The sequence below is a fragment of the Dialister sp. genome, from assembly GCF_036343215.1.
Classification (GTDB): domain Bacteria; phylum Bacillota; class Negativicutes; order Veillonellales; family Dialisteraceae; genus Dialister.
Map to the genome: position 1 here is coordinate 116,500 of NZ_JAZASU010000002.1, position 22,351 is coordinate 138,850.

At 48.6% G+C, this 22,351-nt stretch carries 20 protein-coding genes; 1 reads left to right on the plus strand and 19 read right to left on the minus strand.

The genetic code is table 11. The annotated features are described in order from the left end of the window. Positions 1-5: 5 nt before the first annotated feature. Positions 6-560: an isochorismatase family protein gene (locus VZT47_RS01765; RefSeq protein WP_330223266.1), complete on the minus strand. Its 555-nt coding sequence runs from the start codon at positions 558-560 to the stop codon at positions 6-8. A 198-nt stretch (positions 561-758) separates the two neighbouring features. On the opposite strand from VZT47_RS01765, the gene VZT47_RS01770 reads away from it, so the two are divergent. Then, positions 759-1,733, plus strand: coding sequence for a hypothetical protein (locus VZT47_RS01770; RefSeq protein ID WP_330223267.1), 975 nt, complete (start codon positions 759-761; stop codon positions 1,731-1,733). Between the two features lie 55 nt (positions 1,734-1,788). Here the strand turns inward: VZT47_RS01770 and nth are convergent, their stop codons facing one another. The 18 genes from nth to murB all read right to left on the minus strand — a co-directional run bounded on the left by nth (position 1,789) and on the right by murB (position 22,241). Continuing rightward, on the minus strand, positions 1,789-2,460 hold the full coding sequence (nth, locus tag VZT47_RS01775; protein ID WP_330223300.1) for an endonuclease III: 672 nt from the start codon (positions 2,458-2,460) through the stop codon (positions 1,789-1,791). After that, positions 2,460-3,368, minus strand: a complete 909-nt coding sequence (locus VZT47_RS01780; protein ID WP_330223268.1) for an NAD(P)/FAD-dependent oxidoreductase — start codon at positions 3,366-3,368, stop codon at positions 2,460-2,462. Before VZT47_RS01780 ends, nth begins: the two co-directional genes overlap by 1 nt. 96 nt (positions 3,369-3,464) lie before the next feature. Continuing rightward, positions 3,465-5,114 (minus strand): nucleoside kinase, encoded by a 1,650-nt coding sequence (locus VZT47_RS01785; RefSeq protein WP_330223269.1) that lies wholly within the window; start codon positions 5,112-5,114, stop codon positions 3,465-3,467. 130 nt (positions 5,115-5,244) lie between these two features. Beyond that, complete coding sequence (leuS, locus tag VZT47_RS01790; RefSeq protein WP_330223270.1) at positions 5,245-7,713, minus strand: leucine--tRNA ligase; 2,469 nt, start codon at positions 7,711-7,713, stop codon at positions 5,245-5,247. Between the two features lie 175 nt (positions 7,714-7,888). After that, positions 7,889-8,446, minus strand: coding sequence for a gamma carbonic anhydrase family protein (locus VZT47_RS01795; RefSeq protein ID WP_330223271.1), 558 nt, complete (start codon positions 8,444-8,446; stop codon positions 7,889-7,891). A gap of 175 nt (positions 8,447-8,621) precedes the next feature. Next, positions 8,622-9,896: a diaminopimelate decarboxylase gene (locus VZT47_RS01800; protein ID WP_330223272.1), complete on the minus strand. Its 1,275-nt coding sequence runs from the start codon at positions 9,894-9,896 to the stop codon at positions 8,622-8,624. A 171-nt stretch (positions 9,897-10,067) separates the two neighbouring features. After that, the gene (locus tag VZT47_RS01805) at positions 10,068-10,934 is read right to left on the minus strand and encodes a transporter substrate-binding domain-containing protein (protein WP_330223273.1); all 867 of its coding nucleotides are present in this window, start codon (positions 10,932-10,934) and stop codon (positions 10,068-10,070) included. Positions 10,935-11,133: 199 nt separating this feature from the next. Beyond that, on the minus strand, positions 11,134-11,982 hold the full coding sequence (locus tag VZT47_RS01810; RefSeq protein WP_330223274.1) for a transporter substrate-binding domain-containing protein: 849 nt from the start codon (positions 11,980-11,982) through the stop codon (positions 11,134-11,136). A 79-nt stretch (positions 11,983-12,061) separates the two neighbouring features. Continuing rightward, a complete protein-coding gene (locus VZT47_RS01815) occupies positions 12,062-12,928 on the minus strand; it encodes a transporter substrate-binding domain-containing protein (protein WP_330223275.1) in 867 nt (288 codons plus the stop codon). 129 nt (positions 12,929-13,057) lie between these two features. Then, positions 13,058-13,837, minus strand: a complete 780-nt coding sequence (locus tag VZT47_RS01820; RefSeq protein ID WP_330223276.1) for a type III pantothenate kinase — start codon at positions 13,835-13,837, stop codon at positions 13,058-13,060. A 214-nt stretch (positions 13,838-14,051) separates the two neighbouring features. After that, positions 14,052-14,621 carry a biotin transporter BioY gene (locus VZT47_RS01825; protein ID WP_330223277.1) on the minus strand — a complete coding sequence of 190 codons (570 nt, stop codon included), beginning with the start codon at positions 14,619-14,621 and terminating at the stop codon, positions 14,052-14,054. Between the two features lie 90 nt (positions 14,622-14,711). Then, positions 14,712-15,701, minus strand: coding sequence for a biotin--[acetyl-CoA-carboxylase] ligase (locus VZT47_RS01830; RefSeq protein ID WP_330223278.1), 990 nt, complete (start codon positions 15,699-15,701; stop codon positions 14,712-14,714). Between the two features lie 174 nt (positions 15,702-15,875). After that, positions 15,876-17,228, minus strand: a complete 1,353-nt coding sequence (gene hslU / locus VZT47_RS01835) for an ATP-dependent protease ATPase subunit HslU (protein ID WP_330223279.1) — start codon at positions 17,226-17,228, stop codon at positions 15,876-15,878. Further along, complete coding sequence (hslV, locus tag VZT47_RS01840; RefSeq protein ID WP_330223280.1) at positions 17,228-17,758, minus strand: ATP-dependent protease subunit HslV; 531 nt, start codon at positions 17,756-17,758, stop codon at positions 17,228-17,230. Before hslV ends, hslU begins: the two co-directional genes overlap by 1 nt. A gap of 170 nt (positions 17,759-17,928) precedes the next feature. Next, the gene (locus tag VZT47_RS01845) at positions 17,929-19,212 is read right to left on the minus strand and encodes an O-acetylhomoserine aminocarboxypropyltransferase/cysteine synthase family protein (protein WP_330223281.1); all 1,284 of its coding nucleotides are present in this window, start codon (positions 19,210-19,212) and stop codon (positions 17,929-17,931) included. A 526-nt stretch (positions 19,213-19,738) separates the two neighbouring features. Further along, the gene (locus tag VZT47_RS01850; protein WP_330223282.1) at positions 19,739-20,344 is read right to left on the minus strand and encodes a phosphoribosylanthranilate isomerase; all 606 of its coding nucleotides are present in this window, start codon (positions 20,342-20,344) and stop codon (positions 19,739-19,741) included. Between the two features lie 37 nt (positions 20,345-20,381). Beyond that, positions 20,382-21,218, minus strand: coding sequence for a hypothetical protein (locus VZT47_RS01855; RefSeq protein ID WP_330223283.1), 837 nt, complete (start codon positions 21,216-21,218; stop codon positions 20,382-20,384). A 114-nt stretch (positions 21,219-21,332) separates the two neighbouring features. After that, positions 21,333-22,241 carry a UDP-N-acetylmuramate dehydrogenase gene (gene murB / locus VZT47_RS01860; protein WP_330223284.1) on the minus strand — a complete coding sequence of 303 codons (909 nt, stop codon included), beginning with the start codon at positions 22,239-22,241 and terminating at the stop codon, positions 21,333-21,335. Positions 22,242-22,351 lie beyond the last annotated feature (110 nt).

Genomic DNA, 22,351 nt, shown 5'->3' on the forward strand with positions numbered 1-22,351 from the left:
TCTCCTTATTTCAGGATTTCCACACCCTTTTCTTCCAATTCTCTCAGCGCTTTCACATGGTCCGCTTCGGATACGTAACCCAGTCCCGGTGCCAGGAGGGTAACTTTTCTTCCCGCCGAAAGAAGGGCCAGTACGGTTTCCTTCACACAATATTCGGAAGCAATCCCGCCGACATAGACATGGGCAGAAGCGATATTTCCAAGGATTTCTCCTTTTTCGCTGGTTCCATTGAAAGCGGAATATTCTTCCACTTTGTCATCTCTTCCTTTCAGGAAAAGATTTTCTCCCGAAGGCCGGTTGGAAGGTTCTTTGATTTTCTCCGCAAATGATTCATCCAGAGACGCCCCTTCCGTGCCGGCTACGCAGTGGACAGGCCATATGCCTCCATTTACTTTGAAAGAGCCGTTTGTTTTATTGTGCCAGTCTGATGTATAAAGGCAGCGCACTTTATGGGCATTGATAAAATCGATGAGCCATAATACCGTTTCATGGCTGTGGGCGCAGGCCAGCGACCCGTCAATGAAGTCATGCTGGCAGTCAACTATAATCAGATCATCCATGAGAAATTCCTCCTGTAATCCATGATTTTTATTTATTTTATCAGTTTTCACCATATATGTAAAAGCCATTTCCCATAAAGCCCCGGGGCTCCATACTTTTATGCTTTTATATTTAAATAAAATTTTCCTGTAACGAACCACCTTGCGCCAAATGGTCCCAACAGGTATACTAATGTAGTATGTTTTTATTAAAAGGAGATGGATGTTTTGAATTTTGCTGATGCAATTGTGGCCTTCCTCAATATAGGCCTTTTTGGTTCCCTGGTCAGCCGTTTTACCGGTGCCAATATGTCGATCCTCGTATTCTGTGCCCTCCTGTATACGGGCTGCGACCCCATCGAAGCGGTAGGCATCATGCTGACGTACCTGGTATTTATGCGCCTCACGATTTATACGCAGAATGAAAAGCTGAACTTCAAGAAGCTTCACTTCTTCAAAGGGTTCCGGATTTTCCTGCCGGTCCTCCTCATTCTGCTCTGCGTCTTTGTGTATCCTTTCGGTGCCCTGGCCATTTTCCTTCTCGTTTTTATGACGGAAGTCCTTTACAAACGCTGGACCAATGTTCCCGAGAATCAGCGTGCTTCTTCCGGTGAACTGACAAAATGGATCGTCATCGGTTCCATTCTTGCCACCATCGGCATGATCTGCGTGAAATTTATTCCTGCCTCCCTGTACTATATCATCGCCGGAATCGTGGGACTTCTCCTCTGCGTATTCTGCTGGTGGCTTGGTCAGAGCAGGGACCGTCTCTCTGACTGCTGGGAAAAAATCGTTCTCCTTTCCTTCCTCTTCTCCGGACTCTTTGGTTTCGATATGGGAGACTGGCTGGACGATATGCGCCGGAATATGAACCGTTCAAAGATTGCCTACAATTTCCCCTTCATTTTCCTGCCGGTCTTCTTCGTGGCCTTCGTCATGGCCAATCTGCTCTTCGGCATCTTCTCCATTTCCGGCCTGATCATTACCTTCTTCGGAGCCATCGGCCTCCGTCTCTTCGGCTATTATGAAATGTCCCGCAAAGGCAAGGCCAATCTGCTATCCCTCGGCATCACCATTCTGGCCGTCCTCCTGCTCCTCATTACGGCTCCGGAACCAACCGGTATTTCCAAGACAGTGGATGCCATTCTCCCGGTAGCCTCCTACGGATTCAAGGGCCTCCTCAATATGTTCTGATAACAAAATAAAAAGCTGTGGTCGAAAGATCACAGCCTTTTTTATTTTGGAAATATTATTTTTCTTCCACTTCAGGCCCTTTCCAGGGTTCTACATCTACCGTACAGGAGGGGCACACATTCTGGAGGAAACAGGTCTCACAGTCCGGGCGTCTCGCATGGCACACTCTCCTTCCATGCCAGATGAGCCAGTGATGGGCCGCGGACCAGTCTTTCATGGGAATGGCCTTTTTCAGTCCTTCCTCCACTTCATCCGGCGTCTTACCTGTGGAAAGTTTCAGGCGGTTCGAAACGCGGAACACATGGGTATCCACCGCAATGGCCGGATAGCCGAAAGCCACACTCCGCACCACATTGGCCGTCTTTCTCCCGACTCCGGGGAGTTTCACCAGTTCGTCAAAATCCTCCGGCACTTCCCCATGGTAATTTTCCATAAGCATATGGCACATGCCTAGGAGATTCTTTGCCTTTGCTTTATACAGTCCGCAGTCATGGATTTCCATTTCCAATTCGGCCTGCGTCAATTCTGCCATTTTGGCAGGTGTGTCAAGCCTTGGGAAAAGGCGCTGCGTAATGATATTCACCCTTTTATCCGTACACTGGGCTGAAAGCACCACGGCTACAAGGAGCGTAAAGGGACTCGAAAAATGAAGCATGGTGCCATCATTTTTATAGACTTCAGAGAGACGCCTGAGCTGTTCAGCCTTGATTTTTTTCGTCACCCTCATCATTCACCAGCCAGCATATACTCATGAGCCGAGAGGGCTGCCGCTGCCCCTTCTCCGGCCGCAATGATAATCTGTTTATTCTGGCAGTCCGTCACATCACCCGCCGCAAAAAGGCCGGGCATATTCGTGGCTCCTTCTTTATCAGTTATAATCTCACCCAGACTGTTTCTTTTCACTTCTTCAGGGAGGAAGGAAATATTGGGGATTCCTCCTGCTTCCACAAAGACGCCGTCCACTTTGATTTCATGGAGACTGCCGTCTGTTTTATTTTTTGCAACCAGGGTGGTTACTTTCTTCTCACCCACCACTTTTTCCGGTGTCCAGCCCATGAGGACTTCCACATTACTCAAAGCCCTCATGCGGCGGACAAGGATTTCCTGGGCCCGTATGCGGCTTCTCACAAGGAGATACACCTTGGGGGAAAGTCTGGAAAGCTCAATAGCCGCCTGAACGGCACTATCTCCCCCGCCCACGATGGCAACCGTCTTTTTCCTGTAAAAAGGCGCATCACAGGTGGCGCAGTAGCTCACGCCCCGGCCGGTAAATTCTTTTTCTCCCGGAATATCAAGGGTGCGGCTGCGCTTTCCTGCCGTCACGATGCAGGTCTTTCCGGTCAGTTCTTTCCCATCATCCAGAATGACCTTGAAATGGTCATCTTCTCTGGCCAGGGATTTGACACCAGAGTAAATGATCTCCACGGGATACTGGCGCACATGGGCTTCCATTTTGTCAGCCAGCTCGAAACCGGAAATGGAAGGAAAGCCCAGATAGTTTTCAATATCTTTCGTAAGCAGCATCTGGCCTCCGATGTCGGTGGTCACAATTTTAACGGAGAGTTCCTTACGGGCCGCATAAAGAGCCGCATTCAGCCCGGCAGGTCCTGCCCCTATAATCAGTACATCTGTCATTCAATCAACTTCCTCTCAATACTATCGATGATTTTATTTCTTATATTATATCTAAATTTTTCGTTATAATCAAATTTCCCGTTTCCTCTTGAATTTTCAACGATTAAGGAACGATCTTCCCAGACCTTTATAGCCTACAAATTCACGAAGGAGCGATTGATCCGGGACCACGGAGGCATCGAGTTCGCGGAATGGCTGGAGGAAATAGAGAAGTCTCTTTGCCTCCCCATAGGCAGGGCTGTCCGGCTGAATGCTTTCCAGAAGGGGTCTGGCCAGCTTTTTCAGTACCGGGATTTCATAGAGGAGGGCCGAATTGAAGACCACATTGGCCCGGTCCTGGAACTGGAATATATTTCTTTCCTCTCCCTGCCGCACATTATCCCATACAGTCAATGTATGTTCCAGGCCATTTCCGCGGAACTGGAAATCCCTTACCAGGCGCCGCAGCAGCCGGCTGTCGGAAGTGGAAATGCGATTGTGATCATTAATCGTAAGCTGGGTCAGGGCAGAAAGATACACACGAAGGCACTGATAGCCGGGAACGAAATAAGTCAGTTCCGGATTCAATGCATGGAGCCCTTCCACCAGGATGGGCTGTCCTTCGCCAAGAGTTACCGTCCCCTCTTCCCACTCTTTTTTCCCCGTAATGAAATTGAAGTGAGGCAGATGGACCGGTTTTCCCTCCAGGAGAGAAGATACGGTTTCTTCAAAAAGGGAAAGGTCCAGAGCCTCCAGATTTTCCCAGTTTTCCCCTATCATCTCGTCCCGATTTCTGAAATAATCATCCAGGGACAGCATGACGGGGCGAACGCCATTCACCCAAAGCTGCACAATGAGCTTCTTCATGAATGTGGTTTTTCCGGAGGATGAGGGCCCCGCAATGCATACGAGGCGGATCGATGGTTTCTGGCCGCAGATGAGGTCTGCCAGTTCTGCCAGTTTCTTTTCCTGCAGCGCTTCCGCCGTAGCCACTAAATCATAAATAGAACCATTGTCAATGGATTTATTGAGCTCTGCCAGATTATGGCAGCCGATGAGCTCACTCCACCGCTGGGATTCAAGAAATACCCTGGCAAAGAGAGGATCATCCTTCTGGGGAGACAGGGTCATTTCACCCGGTCCCGGCAGCTGAAGGAGGAAACCCGGCGCATAGGAATGAAGGCCGAAGCACTGGGCGAATCCCATATCCGGCAGCATGGGGCCGAAGAAATAATCAATGAACCGGCCGCACTGATCTACATCCAGTTGTAAAACATCCATCTGTGATAGAAGTTCAGCATCCTCTATTCGCCCTTTCATGCGGAGGAATGCGATAGCCCGGTTTTTTCCTACCATAAGCTTGGTAATATCCCTTTTTTCATTGACAATCATCTTCATCCGCTCTGCCAGCCGGTTCAGTTCCTTCTGCAACGGAATGTGACCATCCCTGAATTCACAGTAAATGGATTTCCCAAGAGAATGCTTGACCTTTACGTCCGCATTTTCTCCATAGACTTCCTTGACTGCACAAATGAGGAGCATAATGGCTGTCCGGCGGTAAGCCTGGTAAGCCTCCGGCGCTTTAAGGGGTATCCATTTCACAGTGCACTCTTTCTTAAAGGGCGTCTGGAAATCGATGATATCGCCATCACAGTCCGCCAGGACCGCTTCCGTATTGTCTCTTGTCCCGCGGACGATATTCCACAAATTCTGGGGAGTAGCCCCGTCAAAAAAGTCAAAACTTCTTCCCTCACAGGTGATATGCATAGGAACCTCCTTGTCAGAACTCTCTCTTATTTCTAATTTTAACACAAAGAAGAAAGAAAACTTCCTCTTCTCCAAAATCCACGACAAAAAAAGCTGTGAAACCATTGGCTTCACAGCTTTTTAATCTCATTTATTTCACTACGATATTTACGATTCTCTTCGGTACGACAATGACCTTCACGATCTTCTTTCCATCGGTGAATTTCTTCACTTCCGGAAGTTCCTGTGCTTTAGCGCCGATTTCTTCACGGCTCATGGAAACGGGAACAGAAATGGTCGCCCGGACTTTGCCGTTGACCTGTACGCCCAGTTCCACTTCATCTACTATGAGAGCTTCTTTATCCACAGATGGCCAGGAAGCTTCATGAACGCTCTTTTCCGCTTCATCCATTCCCTGCCACAGTTCTTCCGTAATATGGGGAACAAAAGGAGCCAAGAGAATGAGGAGGTTTTTCAGCAGTTCATGAGCCAGGTCTTTTTCCACTACTTTATGGCTTTCCGCATAGTGGTACATTTCGTTGACCAGTTCCATGATGGAGGAAATAGCGGTATTGAAGGCAAACTTGCCGTCCAGGTCTTCCGTGACTTTCTGGATGGTCTGGTGCAGCTTTCTTCGGAGTGCAAATTCTTCAGGAGAAAGTTTTCCTTTTTCTTCCTTGTCCATATCCTGGAACCTGCCTACGATTGCCCAGACACGTTTCAGGAAACGGTAAGACCCTTCCACGCCCTGATCGGACCATTCCAGATCCTTTTCCGGCGGAGCGGCAAAGAGAATGAAGAGACGGGCCGTATCAGCGCCATATTTCCCTACGATTTCTTCCGGGGAAACCACGTTGCCTACGGACTTACTCATCTTTCCGCCATCTTTCAGTACCATGCCCTGGCAGAGAAGATTGGTGAAGGGTTCCGGATAAGCAACCATGCCTTCATCCTGAAGGACCTTCATAAAGAAGCGGGAGTAGAGCAGATGAAGGATGGCATGTTCAATGCCGCCGATGTACTGATCCACCGGCATCCAGTAGTTGGCTTTATCCTTATCAAATGGTTCCTTTTCATTATGAGGATCGCAGTAGCGGAGGAAATACCAGGAAGAGTCGATGAAGGTATCCATGGTATCCGTTTCGCGGATTGCGTCTGCGCCGCACTGCGGGCATTTCACATGAAGGAATTTTTCAGACGTTTCCAGCGGGGAAGTCGCTCCGGCTACGAAATTGACATCCGTCGGGAGGACTACAGGAAGATCTTTTTCCGGTACCAGTACATTGCCGCAATGGGGGCAGTGAATGATCGGAATCGGGCAGCCCCAGTAACGCTGACGGGAAATCAGCCAGTCACGAAGGCGGTAATTTACCTTTCCCTGACCGATACCCATATCCTCAAATTTCTTCGTAATCGCTTTGCGGCCTTCTTCGGAGGTGAAGCCATCAAATTCACCGGAGTTGACGAGGTAACCATCGGCATCATAAGCCTTTTCCATATCTTCCAGTTTCAGGCTGTGAGCTTTGTTCTGGACAACCAGTTTCATGGGCAGGCTGTATTTCTTTGCGAAATCAAAGTCGCGCTGGTCATGGGTCGGAACGGCCATAACCGCACCGGTACCATATTCATAGAGGACGTAGTTGGCAATCCAGATCGGCACTCTTTCGCCGGTGAGCGGATGAATCGCATAGCTGCCGGTGAACATGCCCAGTTTGGGCGCATCTTCTGCAGTACGGACGATATCGTTCTGGTTTCTCATCTCTTCGACGAAGGATTCCAGTTTTGCTTTTTCCGGGTTATTCTCAATCAGTTTCGGAACCAGCGGATGTTCCGGAGCCAGTACCATATAGGTAACACCGTAAACGGTATCCACGCGGGTGGTATAGACAGGAATGGATGCGTCCATGCCTTCTACCTTGAAGGAGAACTGGGTGCCGGTGGAACGGCCGATCCAGTTTCTCTGCATGATCTTGACCCTTTCCGGCCAGCCCGGCATATGGTCCAGGTCTGCCAGCAGACGGTCAGCATAATCGGTAATCTTCAGGAACCACTGGGAAAGATCTTTCTTCACCACCGGATTCTTGCAGCGCCAGCAGCGGCCTTCTTCTACCTGTTCATTGGCAAGAACCGTATGGCAGGTATCGCACCAGTTCACCTTGGCTTCTTTCTTGTAAGCCAGGCCCCGTTTGTAGAAAATTTCGAAGAGCTTCTGGGTATGCTTGTAATAATCTTCACGGCAGGTCAGGACTTTGCGGTCCCAGTCATAGGAAAGACCCAGCTCCTTCTGCTGGCGGGTCATATTGTCAATATTGGAGTAAGTCCATTCAGCCGGCGGAGTGCCGTGTTTGATGGCCGCATTTTCGGCAGGCATGCCGAAAGCATCAAAGCCCATGGGATGAATGACATTGAAGCCCTGCATCTTCTTGAAACGGGCTACCACGTCACCGATGGAATAGTTTCTGACATGGCCCATATGAAGATTGCCGGAGGGGTACGGGAACATTTCCAGTACATAATATTTCTTCTTATTGGGATCAGAATGAGTTTCAAATGCTTTGGTATCCTCCCAGATTTTCTGCCACTTTTTTTCAATCTGCTGAGGAACGTATTTATCACGCATAATTTCACCTTCCAGAATCAAAGATAAGTTCATTATCTTTAAATAATAGTTGCTCTTTATTATATAGCTCCGAAGGGGATATAGTCAAATATTCCACGCATCAGATGATTATAAAAATCACCCCACAAAGGAGTCCCTTTATGGGGTGATCTTTTATTTACAGATCCGGCATGGATTAAACAATCTTTTCACCGTGATACAGTTCGCCTTCGATATCCGGATTGGCGCCATAACCGATGGCCCATTCCGTCTTGTACTTGATGGCCTGGGCATGGATATTCTTCATACGGTCAATGGTCCGGACAACTTTGGCGGGAACGCCGGCAACCAGGGAATTCGGCGGAACTTTAGTCCCTCCCAATACGACGGCTCCTGCAGCCACGATGGAACCCCGTCCGATGACGGCTCCATCCATGACAGTAGCGTGCATGCCAATCAGGACGTGATCTTCAATTGTGCAGGCATGAACGACGGCGCTGTGTCCGATGGTCACATAATCACCAATGATGCAGGGATGATCATCAGCTACATGGAGGCAGCAGAGGTCCTGTACATTGGAACATTCGCCTACGGAAATATAATTGACATCGCCCCGGGCAACGACTCCCGGCCAGATGCTGGCGTATTTTCCGACTCTTACGTCGCCGGAGAGGAATGTATGGGGAGCAACAAATGCGTTTTCATCAATCTGCGGAGTTTTTCCGTTGAATTCAATGGTCTTTAAAGTAAACATGTCATCCTCCTGATCTCAAATGAACATATATAATTCCATGTATTCATTATACTATATGATGTCCACTTTTTCTATGATTTATTTAGATTATAGAGGCTTTGTAGAACATAAGCATATAGGAAATATTTCCAAAAGAAAAGCCGCAGGTCTTTTAGAACCTGCGGTAATACGAAATTTATTTTTCCACTTTTGCCGTATTTTCTTTCAGCTGCGGGAAATCGAGGGTAGCAAAGAGATCATAAAGGGTTTCATTCCTGCGGATCTGCTGGATGGAACCGTCTTCATGAACCAGGATTTCCTGATGACGGAGCCTGCCGTTATAGTTATACCCCATGCTGTGTCCATGAGCTCCCGTATCATGGATGACGATGAGGTCACCCGTTTTGATTTCGGGAAGTTCTCTCTGGATAGCAAATTTATCACAGTTTTCGCAGAGAGAACCGGTCACGTCATAGACATGATCTTTCGGCGCATCGGCCTTGCCAAGGACTGTGATATGATGGTAGGCGCCATACATGCCGGGACGCATGAGATCCGCCATGCAGGCATCCACACCGATGTAATCCCTGTAAATATGTTTATAATGAATGGCCTTTGTGACCAGGAATCCGTAAGGACCGGTAATGGCGCGGCCGCATTCAAAGCAGATTCTTGTATGGTCGAAGCCCTTCATCTTTTCTTCATAAAGCTTTCTGGCCCCGTACCCAAGACTTTCCAGGTCCACTGCGGTCTGTTCCGGACGGTAAGGAATGCCGATGCCGCCGCCAAAATCGATGAAGCTTACGGTGACGCCTTTCTTTTCCCGGATCTCATTGGCCAGGTCAAACATCATGGAAATGGTGCCAAGAAGGCCGGGAAGTTCCAGTTCCGCGGAAATGACCATGGTGTGAATACCGATATAGGAAATCCCTTTTTCCTTTGCCCAGTCCACGCATTTCATGAGCTGGTCATAGGTCATGCCATACTTGGCCTCTTCCGGCGTGCCAATAATGGCATTGCCCCTTGCCAGTTCCGGTCCGGGGTTGTAGCGGAAGCAGATCTTCTTCGGAATGATATGGAGTCTTTCCAGATCATCCAGGTTGGAAATATCATCGAGGTTGATGATGGCGCCAAGTTCACTGGCCTTCAGGAATTCTTCATCCGGCGTATCGTTGGAAGAAAATACGATATCATCATCCTTAAGGCCTACGGTTTCGGAAAGAACCAGTTCTGCCATGGAGGAACAGTCGGCGCCTACGTTAAGGTTTTTCAAACTTTTCATAAGCCAGGGATTCGGAGCCGCTTTGACTGCGAAATATTCATGGAAATCAGGACTCCAGGAAAAAGCTTTCTGGAGCCGTTTCACATTGTCAAGAATGCCCTTTTCATCATAAATATGAAAAGGAGTGCCGTATCTGGCAGCAATATCTTTAATCAGTTCATCAGAAAACGGAATGTTTTTTTTGTTCATGGAGAAGCCTCTCTTTCTGAAAGGATTACTTTCAATAGTTGATTCATTATAACATACGCACTAAAGGCTGACTATATGAGCTTATCAAAAAATTTTATCGACGATTTCTTTCACAAAAACGCCGTGGAGCAATGCCCCACAGCGTTTTATGCAGGAATATAGGAAGGCCATTTATTTCTTGTTTGCGTTTGCTACGGCTTTCTTGCTGTATTCTTCCGTCCATTTCTTGAAATTGCCGTTATTCGTATTTTCCTTGATGACTGCATTGATGATGGCGACCACATCTTCATTTCCCTTCTGAATAGCGGCAGCCGAATTCTTCACGGCATTCGGGAATTTGATGTCCGAGAACATGAGGTCATCGTTGAAAATGACATACTGTTCACCGACGATGCCTTCTACCACAAGGCCGTCGACTTTGCCCTGTTTCAATTCCAATACCACTTCCGGTACATGAGCCAGGCCTACAATCTTGGCATCCTTGATTTTTTCTTTAGCCAGAGCTTCCTGGGTGGTGGACTTCTGTACACCAATGGTCTTGCCATATAAATCTTCTACTTTCTTGTATTTGTCAGCATCCGCCTTTCTGATGATGACTTTCTGTTCCGTGGGCAGGTAATTATCGGAGAAATCCATGGACTTCCTGCGTTCATCCGTCGGATTGATCCCTGCGATAGCCACATCCACTTTTCCACCGGTGAGGGAGGAAAGAAGGGCCTGGAAATTCATATCCTGCACTTCCAGCTTGACACCCAGTTTGTCAGCCACCTTCCGGGCCAGTTCCATATCGATGCCGATAACTTTCTTGTCCCCCTGGGAGGTATCTACAAATTCATAGGGCGGATAACCGGATGCCGTGCCAACCACGATCTTGCCATTCTTTTTAATCTTCTGCATCAGGGCGCTTTCCTTCTGCGCCGGCGGGGCAGAAGATTTTGCTCCCTGATCACTGCCCCCGCAGCCTGCCATAGTGAGCGCTGCCGCTGCTGCCATAGCGATTGCCAGAATCTTTAATGCTTTTTTACTTTTCATCATCATACTGCACCTCTTCATTCATATATGCCAGGAATCTGGTTCCCTGTTTAACTTGCATAAATATTAGCATATTTATACATATATGTCAATATTTATTCATTACTTTTGGAAAATATCCGCAAGTCATTCACAAGCCGCCGAATTCCTTTCCACTCCAGCAAAAAAGATGCCCCGAAGAGCATCTTTTTGATTTAAGAAATATTTATTTCTTTGCCTTTTCCACGGCAATACGGCTGTATTCATCGACCCATTTTTCAAACTGGCCGGATTCCGTATCTTTCTTGATGATCTCATTGATCATCTTGACCAGATCATCATTGCCCTTTTTCAAGGCTACGGCAGAGACCTTATGGGCCCCCTGAAACTGCACATCGGCCAAAGCCAGGTCATCGTTGAAAATGAGGTACTGTTTCGCCACGACTCCTTCAAGAACGATGCCGTCCAGTTTTTCATTTTTCAGCTGCAGGATGGCATCGGGCACGCTGGAAAGGCCAAGAGCATTGGCCCCTTCTACTTTCTGGGCCGTCGCTTCCTGGGTAGTCGACTTTTCAGCGCCAATCGTCTTCCCTTTCAAATCCGCCATGGACTTATACACATGCTGATTTTTCTTGAGGACCAGCAGTTTCTGCTCCGTGGGCAAGTACTGATCGGAGAAAGCCATCACTTTTTCTCTTTCCGGAGTCGGGGATACGCCGCCGACAGCAATATCCACTTTACCGGCAGTCACAGAAGACAGGAGGGCGGAGAAGCCCATATCCTGTACTTCCATTTTTACGCCCAGCTTGTCAGCAATCTGTTTGCACATCTCCATATCCAGGCCGATGACATTCTTGTCCGGAGATTCGGAATCCACAAATACATAGGGCGGATAGCCGGAAGAGGTACCGACAATGAGTTTACCCCTCTTCTTGATGGTTTCCATCAGATTGCCCTGGGGAGCTGATTTGGCCGCGTCGCTCCTGGCCGGCGCTGAAGAGCCGCCGCAGCCCGACACTGCCAATGCCCCGATGAATGCTGCACCGAGCAGAAGTGCTTTTACAGATTTTTTCATAGTAGCCTCCTCTGAATAAAAATTCAGAAATCCTTATATTCATTATATATCATAACCGGGTGAATTGGGAGATCGTTTATCAGTATGATTTCGACTGGGCATTGGCTACGGCTTTCTTTGTCATCTCATCTACCCATTTTTCAATATTTCCATTGGCCTGATTTTCCTTGATGACTTCATTGATGACCTTCACCACATCGTCACTGCCTTTGGGGAGAGCCACGGCAGCACCGCCGGTATATTTCTCGAAATAAATATTGGTAGGCGCCAGGTCTTTGTTGGTAACAAGATACTGACCGCCCACGATGTTCTGAACCGGCACGGCATCCACTTTGCCCTGTTTCAGTTCAAGGAGAGCATCCGGAACTTTAGCAAGGGCCACGATCTGGGCTTCGGGAATCTGGGAATTGGCCAGTTTTTCCTGGATGGTAGACTTCTGGACAGCGATTTTCTTCCCTTTGAAATCAGCAAGAGTCTTATATTTCCCTTCGTCTTCCTTACGGATGAGAAGCGTCTGCTTCCCTTCCAGATAATTATTAGAGAAATCCACGGTCTTTTTCCGTTCGTCAGTCGGATTGATAGCGGATACGGCAATGTCCACTTTTCCCGTAGTAATAGAGGAAAGGAGCGACTGGAAGGTCATATCCTGGATTTCCAGCTTCACGCCCAGTTTCTTTGCTACTGCTTCGGCCAGCTTCATATCGATTCCGTCGATCTTCTTTCCGTCTTTCACGGACGTATCCAAGAATTCATAAGGCGGGAACCCGGAAGCTGTCCCTACCACCAGTTTCCCCTCTTTTTTGATTTTCTGCATCAATGCGCTCTGCTGACCGGCATTTGCAGAAGAAGCAGAAGATGCCGCTTTTTCACCACCGCAGCCCCCCGCAAAAAGAGTGCCCGCCGCAGCGAGACCCAGAAGAATCCATTTTATTTCTTTTTTCATCATAAACCCCTCCAAAATGAAAATGTGGTTCCGTTTGTTATAAATATACACCCATGTGAATTAAAATTCAATATATACAAAACTTATGCATAAAAAAAGATGAAGCCGAAGCTTCATCTTTCACTGAATTTATTACCGCTTTTCATTTCTGTTTTTTTCATAAAGCAGGAGAAGCCCCTTCAGTGTCAGCATGGGGTCTACCACATCAATGGTGCGGGAAGATTTGGCAATCAGCGTTGCCAGGCCGCCGGTAGCGATGACTTTCACATTCGGTTCATTCAATTCTTCCTTGATCCGCTTTACGATTTCATCAATCTGGCCGACGAAGCCGTAATAGATCCCTGCCTGCATGGCAGAAACCGTGTTGCGGCAGATGATTTTCGGGGTCTTCACCAGTTCAATGCGGGGCAGTTTGGAAGCGCGCTGGAAAAGAGCTTCCATGGAAATACCGATACCCGGTGCCACGGCGCCGCCCAGATAATTTCCCTTCGCATCGATGGCGCAGAATGTGGTGGCCGTACCCATATCGATGATGACGAGGGGGCAGTCATATTCAGCCACTGCCGCCACTGCATTGACGATGCGGTCAGCTCCCAGTTCCTTGGGATTATCATAAAGGATATTCAGTCCTGTCTTGATGCCGGGGCCCACCATGATGGGTTTGACATGGAAATAGCGCTGGCACATGGTCTCCAGAATCGGGATGATTGGCGGGACTACGGTGGAAATAATGGCATCTTCCACATCTTTGAAGCTGAGACCGTTCAGCGTAAACAGGGTTCCAAGAAGAGCTGCATAGCCGTCGGCAGTCTGCAGTGTATCAGTCGCCACGCGCCAGTGCCTGATCAGTTTCCTGTCCTTATACACGCCGCATACGATATTTGTATTTCCTACATCAAAAGCAAGAAGCATCTGAATCTCCTCCAACATAATGACTGAAAGTCGAGGGTGAATGACATCAAAAGTATAATGCTACAAAGTGACAATTCTGTCAAGGGAAATCATAACAGATTCCTTAAGTTATTTCAAATATATATACAACAAAGAATTTCCATAATGGAAAAGTTATATTTCCACAGGAAAAGCAGCCGCAGGCATTCTGCAGCTGCTTTATGATTTGCGATGATTAATGTTCCGTGGATGGATAATACCCGGCCTGATTCAGGGACTGGCGGATTCTCGTCCCGCAGATAACGCCAAGCACCACTTTGATGAGATCAAAAGCAACAAAGGGGAATACGGTCAGGGTGAGGGCTGTCCAGAGGGGCATATCTTTTCCAAGGCCGAAATGGAAATAAGCCACGAACCAGACAAGGCCCAGGGCATAGCAGCAGACAAGTCCCAGGACGGCTGAAGATACCTGGCGAAGAAAATGTCCCTTTTCAGCCAGGCGGAAACCGGAAATCCAGGCCATGATAACAAACCCCACATAGTAGCCGCCAACCGGGGAGAGGAATATACCGGCTCCTGCTTTGCCCATGGTGAGAATCGGTATGCCCATGAGGCCCAGGATCAGCCAGACACCTATGGAAATGGCGCCCCATTTTCGTCCCAGCACACCGCCGGCCATCGCGCATACGAAGCTCTGTAGGGTAATCGGTACCGGCCCGATGGGGAATGTGAACTGCGACAGAATCGCCATAATACCTGCAAAAATAGCCGCACTGATGATGTTGTGCAATTTTTCTTTTTCCATAGGAAACCTCTTCTCCTTTCAAATGGCCGTCCGTGGTTCAGACATGGAGAGTGAAATGCCCGGAACGGTTATTACTTATTTCTCCCGAAGTTATCTTTTCGGAAGCGGTGCGCCCACCGGACGGATGGAAACATCCCCGGCAAGGACACGGTTGATGCCTTTTCCTGTATCTACCAGGAGGCATCCGTCTTTATCAATATCGATGGCTTTGCCCGTATAACTTTCATCACCCATGATGACACGGACTTCCTGGCCAATGGTGACGGAAAGGGTCTTCCAGTCTTCCAGCACTTTATCAAAGCCTTCATTCTGGGCAATGGCATATTCCTTCTCCAGTTCATACAGGATGGCTGCAAGCAGATCTTTTCTGGACACATCAATGCCTTCATTCAGGAAGGAAGTGGCGCCTTTGCGGAAGTCTTCCGGGAATTCATTCTTCTTCATGCCCGTATTGATGCCGATGCCTATGACGATATAATCGATTTTTTCCATGGAAGCGGACATTTCCGTGAGAATGCCTACCAGTTTCTTTCCATGGTACAGGATATCATTCGGCCATTTGATCCCTGCGTCCGTAAGACCCAGTCTGCGAATCCCCCGGCAAACGCCGATGGCCGCAAGGAGGGTGCATTTCGCAGCTTCCATGGGGAAGAATTTCGGCCGGAGGATGAGAGAGAACCAGATCCCTTTGGCAAAGGGGCTGTAGAATCCGCGAGTGAGGCGGCCATGGCCTGTCGTCTGTTCTTCGGCTACCACAATGGTCCCTTCTTCTGCGCCTTCTCTGGCAATCTTTTTGGCTTCTTCATTGGTGGACTGGGTAGATTCCATGTACACCACATGACGGCCAAAGGTATCCGTGTGAAGAGCTCCTTCGATTTCCAGCGGTGTCAGCAGGTTCGGCGCATAAATGAGCCTGTACCCTTTTCTCGTGCTTGATTCGAAAATATAGCCCCGTTCTTTCAATATATTGATATGTTTCCAGATAGCTGTCCGGGACACATGCAGGTCTTTCGAAATCTGCTGCCCGGAAACGAATTCTCCGTTTGCTTTCCTGAAATAATCCAGGATTTCATTTCGCATAAAGAGCCTCCTAAATGAACAATGATGAAATCAGCAATCCTTTGATACTGTATTTTATTATAAACAGTTGTAAACCATTGGTCAACCTGAATCATGAATTTGCTTGACATATAAACAGGAGAAATAAAAGGAGCCCTGCCGCCTTTGCCGCAAAGCTCCCTTTCCGTAAATGATTTACAGTATATAATTGGAAATATCGATATTCTCCGTAATCTGTCCAAGCCTGTCTTCCACATACCGGCTGTCAATCGTGACGTTTTTGTCTTCCAGATCCGGCGCGTCAAAGGAAAGTTCCTCCAGTACCCGTTCCAGAATGGTATACAGCCTCCTGGCCCCTATATCTTCCGTTTCCGAGTTCACCCTGGATGCGATGGAGGCTATGGTATCCAGGGCATCATCCGTGAAATGGATGGAAACCCCTTCTGTTTCCAGAAGAGCCGTATACTGACGAATCAGGGCCTGCCTGGGTTCTGTCAGGATTTTACGAAGATCCTCTTTGGTCAGGCTGGAAAGCTCCACACGGATAGGAAAGCGGCCCTGAAGTTCCGGAATCAGGTCACTTGGTTTTGATACATGAAAAGCCCCGGCTGCCATGAAAAGGATATGATCCGTCTTCAGTTGGCCGTACTTCGTCTTGACAGTAGCTCCTTCCACGATAGGAAGAATATCCCTCTGTACCCCTTCCCTGGATACATCGGGGCCGGCGCCATGTCCCCTTCCGGCTATTTTATCAATTTCATCGATGAATATAATTCCCCGTTCCTCGGCATAGCGGATGGCTTTGTCTTTCACTACTTCCATATCCACCATTTCATCTGCTGCTTCTTCAGCAAAGATTTTCTTTGCGTCCGCCACGGTGACTTTTTTCTTTTTCATCTTTTTCGGCATCATACCGGCAATCATGATGGAAATCTGGTTGGTCTGCTCATTATCCGATTCCGGTGTGCTGCCCTTGTCTTCCACTTCTATTTCCACCATACGGTCATCCAGCTCGCCTGTGCGGATGCGGTGTTCCAGATCTTTCCTTCTCTGCTTTTCCCCTTCGTCCGGTTTGGATTCTTCTTTCTTTTCCCCAAAGATAATATCCATGGGACTTCTTGTTTCCGGTTTCTTTGAAGGCCACATGGCCTCGGCCACCCGTCTGACCGCTTCTTCCTCAGCATCTCTGCCATGACGGGAAGATTCCTGTTTCTTTACAAGCCGCACTGCTTCTTCTGCCAGGTCCCGGACCATGGATTCCACATCCCGGCCCACATAGCCGACTTCGGTATATTTCGTAGCTTCCACTTTGACAAAAGGCGCATTGGTAAGGGATGCGATCCGTCTTGCGATTTCCGTCTTCCCCACACCGGTGGGACCAATGAGAAGGATATTCTTCGGGCTCACCTCTTTTTTGAGCTCGGGTGGAAGCTTTCCTGCCCGCCAGCGATTCCGGAGGGCCACGGCCACGGAACGCTTGGCATCATTCTGTCCGATAATGTACTGGTCCAGGTAGGCCACGATTTTACGGGGTGTCAGTTCTTCCATCAGATTTCCTCCACAATGATGTTATGATTTGTATATACACAGATATCCGCTGCTATATGAAGCGACTTTTCCGCGATTTCCCGAGCCGACATGGACGTATTCCGGGAAAGAGCACGGGCTGCTGCCAGGGCATAATTGCCGCCGCTTCCGATGGCCAGGATCCCGTCATCTGGCTCAATGACTTCGCCGCTGCCGGAAACGAGGAATAAATGCTCTCCATCCGTGAGAATCAGAAGAGCTTCCAGTTTCTGCAATACCCGGTCGCTCCGCCAGTCCTTGGCAAATTCCACGGCTGCCCGCACCAGATTGCCATTGCAGTCTTTCAATTTTGACTCAAACTTGTCAAAAAGGGAAAACGCATCGGCCACGGAGCCTGCAAAACCGGCAATAATCTTTCCGTGATAAAGCCGCCTGACCTTCCGGGCTGTATTTTTCATGATGACCGCATTGCCCATGGTGACCTGGCCATCCCCGGCCATGGCGGTATGACCGTCTTTGCGGACTGCCAGTATCGTTGTCGCTGTAAACATAGTTCCTCCTTGCACTCTCAATCTATCATTTCTGCATAAAGCAGGAAAATTTCCTTATCTATTATACGTTACGGAGACGCCTTTGAACAACTGTCCCACAAAAGGGCAATATAAAAGAGTGAAGAAACGGGCCTGATTCTTCACTCTTTTATTTTACAGTATACAGGAAATCAGATCTTTGCGAGAGCCTGTTCCACATCCTCCAGCAGGTCATCGATGTTTTCAATGCCTACGGAAATACGGACAGTGCCTGGAGTGATGCCGGCAGCCCTCTGTGCTTCCTCATCCAGCTGCTGATGGGTGGTGGAAGCAGGATGAACGACGAGAGACTTGGAATCGCCGACATTGGCCAGATCAGAGAAAATTTCAAGACCATCAATAAACCCTCTGGCAGCCTTGTATCCGTCCTTCAGTTCAATGGAGAAGATGGATCCTGCGCCTTTTGGCAGGTATTTCAGCTGCAGCTTGTGGTACGGGGAGGATTCCAGTCCCGGATAGTTGACTTTTGACACTTTAGGATGCTTTTCCAGGTATTCTGCCAGCTTCTGGGCATTGGCCGTATGGCGTTCCATGCGGAGAGAAAGGGTTTCTGTCCCCTGAAGAAGGAACCATGCGGCAATTGGGCTGATAGCGGCCCCGGTATCGCGGAGGACTTTGGCACGGATTCTGGTTACAAAACCGGCTCCCGGTATGTCGGTGGCAAAGTTGATGCCATGATAGGACGCATCGGGATTGGCAAAGTGAGGATATCTTTCCGGCTGATTCCAGTTGAACTGTCCATTTTCGACAATGGCCCCACCCAGGGTAGTCCCATGGCCGCCGATGAATTTGGTTGCAGAATGGACGACTACGTCAAGGCCATGTTCCAATGGGCGGAAAAGATAGGGTGTCGCAAAAGTATTATCGATGATGACAGGAAGATGATGAGCATGAGCGATATCGCGGATGGCGTCAAAGTCCGGAATATTTATGGCCGGATTGCCCAGGGTTTCAATGTAGACAGCCTTTGTCTTTTCGTTGATCAATCCTTCAATTTCTTCCGGGCGATCGGGATTCACAAAATGAGTATGAATCCCCAGCTGCGGAAGGGTATCGGTGAAAAGTTCATAAGTGCCGCCATAGAGTGTAGATGCGGCAATAATTTCATCTCCTGCCCCCGCAATATTCAAAATAGAATAAGTCACGGCTGCAGCCCCGCTGGCTACGGCGAGTCCTGCCGTACCGCCTTCCAGAGCAGCAATTCGCTTTTCAAATACTTCCTGGGTCGGGTTGGTGAGACGGCTGTAAATAAAGCCCGGCTTTCTCAGAGCAAAGAGATCTTCCCCTTCCTGGGCGTCATGAAATAAATAGGCGGAAGTCTGGTAAATCGGCACGGCCCTGGCTCCTGTCGTGGGATCGGCCACCTGGCCTGCATGCTGCTGAAGGGTTTCAAAACGATATTTTTTGTCTGCCATAATGATTTCTCCTTGGTTTTAATGTTTTGTACATACACTCATTTATTTCTTTTCCATCATCCTACATCGAAAATCCATCATATCCCATTTCCTCCTCTTCCTGATTGCAAGGATATAAGGGCACGTCTATCATGCCCCTGCGCTGTAACGGGCGTCTCCCGATTTCACACGAATCCCGGAATAGGTATAAAAAAACTCCCGCCCCTATCAGGACGAGAGATTCGTGTTTCCACCTAATATTCATGCATACGTCACCATATGCAGCTCCAAGGGTACCTTATTCATACCCATGCCCTGTATCGGGAGCTCCCGGGAAAGCCTACTCCAGTTTCAGCCTGCCAAACTCAGAAATGCACTTCAGTCCCCTGTCCATGTCCGCTCTCACCATCCGGACTCGCTTTGCCGTATTCGGAAAACCTACTCTTTTCTTCCTCGTTTAAAGTTGTGATAACTGTACCACGATTCATAAGATACTGTCAAGTCAGAAATTTTAAAATTTCCCGGAGAGGCGCCTGCCATACATCCTTCAGTCTGCTTTGCGGACTGCCTCTATAAAGGCATGTATTTTATGAAAATCCTTTCCTCCCTCCGGCTTTTCCACGGAAGATGAAACGTCCACCATATCCGGATGAATCAGATGGATGGCATCTCCCACATTGGACGGATTCAGGCCCCCCGCGAGGACCCACTTCCTGTTTCCTCTGGGCACACGAGAAAGGGCATTCCAGTCAAAAGGTTTGCCGCTGCCCGGTTCTGCCGCATCAAAAAGAAAGGCCTTGATTCGTGGATGTATTTCCAGTTCAGGCACCCCGTTTTTAATGTTGACTGCCCGTATAATGGATATGGACGTTTTCTCCAGAATTTCGTCTTCCAGAGTGCCATGGACCTGGAGGTAATCAAATCCTGCCTTTTCAACAGCCTGCACCTGCTCCAGGTTCGGCGAAACGGTAACCGCCGTCTTTTTGATCCCCGAAGGCACGGCAGCAAGAATTTTCTTTGCCTGCTCTACGGAAACGGACCTCCTGCTTTTCGGGAAAAAGAGGACGATACCCATGAAATCAATATCTGCCGGATTGAGATTTTTCACTTCATCCGGCGTTTTAAAGCCGCAGATTTTAATCTTCGTTTTCATCCATGCCGCCTTCATTCATACCGGCCCCGGAATATCGTCAATCCGGGGTTACTCCTGTAACTATGGTGAGTTTCATCGTTTCCACCGACATTCCCGTGGTATATTCGATTTCTCTCTGAACCGCATCCCGCATATCATGGATCACTTTCCTGATTTCCATAGGTGTTCCTGTGCGGACTGTCACATCAAGATACAGGACAAGTCCATTGATCTGGCTTTCACTTTTCTTGCTGCTCACCCGGCGAAGCCTGATCTTCTTCATCTTCCGCACGGAATAGCGGACCAGATCTTCAATCACTTTATCTGAAAACGTAAGTTTTCCATAATAGCTGAAAACAGGACGGACCACGGACCGTTCATCCCATTCACTGAACCGTTTTGATTCCTTTTTCCTGTTACGGAGAAAGCGGAGCGGGTCCACCAGGTAGCCTTTGAAATAAGGCTTGAGCTCCATGGTGGGCACAGGGATAACGTGTTTTCCCTCCTTATGCCTGGCCTCGCTGGCCTTCAGCATATCCTCCGGTCTTGCCACATCTTCAATGCGGATATATCTTGCCGGCCGGGGAAGTTCCAGTGCTTTGGCGATGGTATTGACCATACGGTCGGAAGTGCCCAGAATCAGCACCCTGGCCGGATTGATTTTCGCCAGAGCCGCCTTGACTTCTTCTTTCTGTTCTTCATCCCAGAAAATAGCCCGGCGAACGGCCTTAAGCCTGCTTTCCTCCCGTTTGGCCGACTTTCCTGCCACGATACGGCTATGGTAGATGAGAATGCCATCATCAATAATGCAGGATGCTTTATTTTCATAGGCCACCACCAGGGCCCGGTCACTTTTACCGGTACCGGGCGGGCCATAAAATCCGATTACTTCCATAGTTTCCCTTTCCGGACAATCATCCTTCGAAGATACGCAAAAAGGCAGGTGCCGGCACCTGCCTTTTCATATAACTCCGGGGTTAGCAGGTCCCGGTCTTACTATTTACAGAAATTATTCTTCTCCCACGATCTGCACTTCCGTATACAGATCAACGCCATAATTTTTCTTCACTTTATCCTGCACGTCATGAATCAGGGCAAGCATGTCCTCACAGCTGGCATGACCGTTATTGATGAGAAAGCCGGCATGTTTTTTGGATACCTGCGCGTCCCCATACCCATAGCCCTTGAGCCCCAGTTCTTCAATCATCTGCCCTACAAAGTGGCCCTCCGGACGCTTGAAAGTGCTGCCGGCGCTCTTTTTCTCCAGAGGCTGTTTCGTGCGTCTCCGATGATTCAGGTCATCCATGAGAGCTTTTATTTCCTTCTGATTGCCATATTTCAGGGAAAGAGTAATATCCACAATCACTTCCCCACTTTCCATAAAACGGCTGTGGCGGTAAGAATAGCCCAGATCTTCTGCACCGTAGGAAATAAAATCTCCCCTGCCGTCAATGGTGGTGGCAGAAACGATGATTTTCGACATTTCCCCACCGTAGGCCCCGGCATTCATATAAGCCGCGCCACCGATGGAGCCCGGAATGCCGCTGGCAAATTCCATACCGGAAAGGCCGGCGTCATAGGCTGCCTTTGCTGCCCTGGCTGTGGAAACGCCGCTGGAGACCTTAAGCTGATTTCCGTTTCTTTCAATATTCTGAAGACGACCGGTAAATACCACGACCCCGCGGATGCCCTTGTCCCGGACAAGCAGATTGGCTCCTCCGCCAAGAATAAAGAGGGGAATATGATTTTTATGGGCAAGTCCCGTGACAGCCCTGAGTTCTTCCGATGTTTCCGGTATTAAAAAACAATCCGCGGGCCCGCCGATGCCAAAGGTGGTATGACGGCTCATGGGTTCATTGATTTTTATCTGATTTTCACCAAGCAGAGAGGTGAAAATTTCTGCATATTGATTATCCATACATGTTCCTTTTTCCAATGAATCAGTTACTTCTATTATTATAAAAAAGCCACGTTCCCTCGTCAATGGAAATCGGCACTTCCCCCTGGAAATTTATCACATGACCGACT

What these genes read in the sequence shown, in the direction of transcription:
- hslU (WP_330223279.1), bottom strand. Translation starts at nt 17,228, where the DNA reads ATGGAAGAACTGACACCCCGTAAAATCGTGGCCTACCTGGACCAGTAC.
- VZT47_RS01845 (WP_330223281.1), bottom strand. Translation starts at nt 19,212, where the DNA reads ATGGCAGACAAAAAATATCGTTTTGAAACCCTTCAGCAGCATGCAGGC.
- VZT47_RS01855 (WP_330223283.1), bottom strand. Translation starts at nt 21,218, where the DNA reads ATGGAAGTAATCGGATTTTATGGCCCGCCCGGTACCGGTAAAAGTGAC.
- VZT47_RS01780 (WP_330223268.1), bottom strand. Translation starts at nt 3,368, where the DNA reads ATGACAGATGTACTGATTATAGGGGCAGGACCTGCCGGGCTGAATGCG.
- leuS (WP_330223270.1), bottom strand. Translation starts at nt 7,713, where the DNA reads ATGCGTGATAAATACGTTCCTCAGCAGATTGAAAAAAAGTGGCAGAAA.
- hslV (WP_330223280.1), bottom strand. Translation starts at nt 17,758, where the DNA reads ATGTTTACAGCGACAACGATACTGGCAGTCCGCAAAGACGGTCATACC.
- VZT47_RS01825 (WP_330223277.1), bottom strand. Translation starts at nt 14,621, where the DNA reads ATGGAAAAAGAAAAATTGCACAACATCATCAGTGCGGCTATTTTTGCA.
- VZT47_RS01830 (WP_330223278.1), bottom strand. Translation starts at nt 15,701, where the DNA reads ATGCGAAATGAAATCCTGGATTATTTCAGGAAAGCAAACGGAGAATTC.
- murB (WP_330223284.1), bottom strand. Translation starts at nt 22,241, where the DNA reads ATGGATAATCAATATGCAGAAATTTTCACCTCTCTGCTTGGTGAAAAT.
- VZT47_RS01795 (WP_330223271.1), bottom strand. Translation starts at nt 8,446, where the DNA reads ATGTTTACTTTAAAGACCATTGAATTCAACGGAAAAACTCCGCAGATT.
- VZT47_RS01765 (WP_330223266.1), bottom strand. Translation starts at nt 560, where the DNA reads ATGGATGATCTGATTATAGTTGACTGCCAGCATGACTTCATTGACGGG.
- VZT47_RS01800 (WP_330223272.1), bottom strand. Translation starts at nt 9,896, where the DNA reads ATGAACAAAAAAAACATTCCGTTTTCTGATGAACTGATTAAAGATATT.
- VZT47_RS01805 (WP_330223273.1), bottom strand. Translation starts at nt 10,934, where the DNA reads ATGATGATGAAAAGTAAAAAAGCATTAAAGATTCTGGCAATCGCTATG.
- VZT47_RS01820 (WP_330223276.1), bottom strand. Translation starts at nt 13,837, where the DNA reads ATGCTTCTTGCTTTTGATGTAGGAAATACAAATATCGTATGCGGCGTG.
- VZT47_RS01850 (WP_330223282.1), bottom strand. Translation starts at nt 20,344, where the DNA reads ATGAAAACGAAGATTAAAATCTGCGGCTTTAAAACGCCGGATGAAGTG.
- VZT47_RS01810 (WP_330223274.1), bottom strand. Translation starts at nt 11,982, where the DNA reads ATGAAAAAATCTGTAAAAGCACTTCTGCTCGGTGCAGCATTCATCGGG.
- VZT47_RS01770 (WP_330223267.1), top strand. Translation starts at nt 759, where the DNA reads ATGGATGTTTTGAATTTTGCTGATGCAATTGTGGCCTTCCTCAATATA.
- VZT47_RS01815 (WP_330223275.1), bottom strand. Translation starts at nt 12,928, where the DNA reads ATGATGAAAAAAGAAATAAAATGGATTCTTCTGGGTCTCGCTGCGGCG.
- nth (WP_330223300.1), bottom strand. Translation starts at nt 2,460, where the DNA reads ATGAGGGTGACGAAAAAAATCAAGGCTGAACAGCTCAGGCGTCTCTCT.
- VZT47_RS01785 (WP_330223269.1), bottom strand. Translation starts at nt 5,114, where the DNA reads ATGCATATCACCTGTGAGGGAAGAAGTTTTGACTTTTTTGACGGGGCT.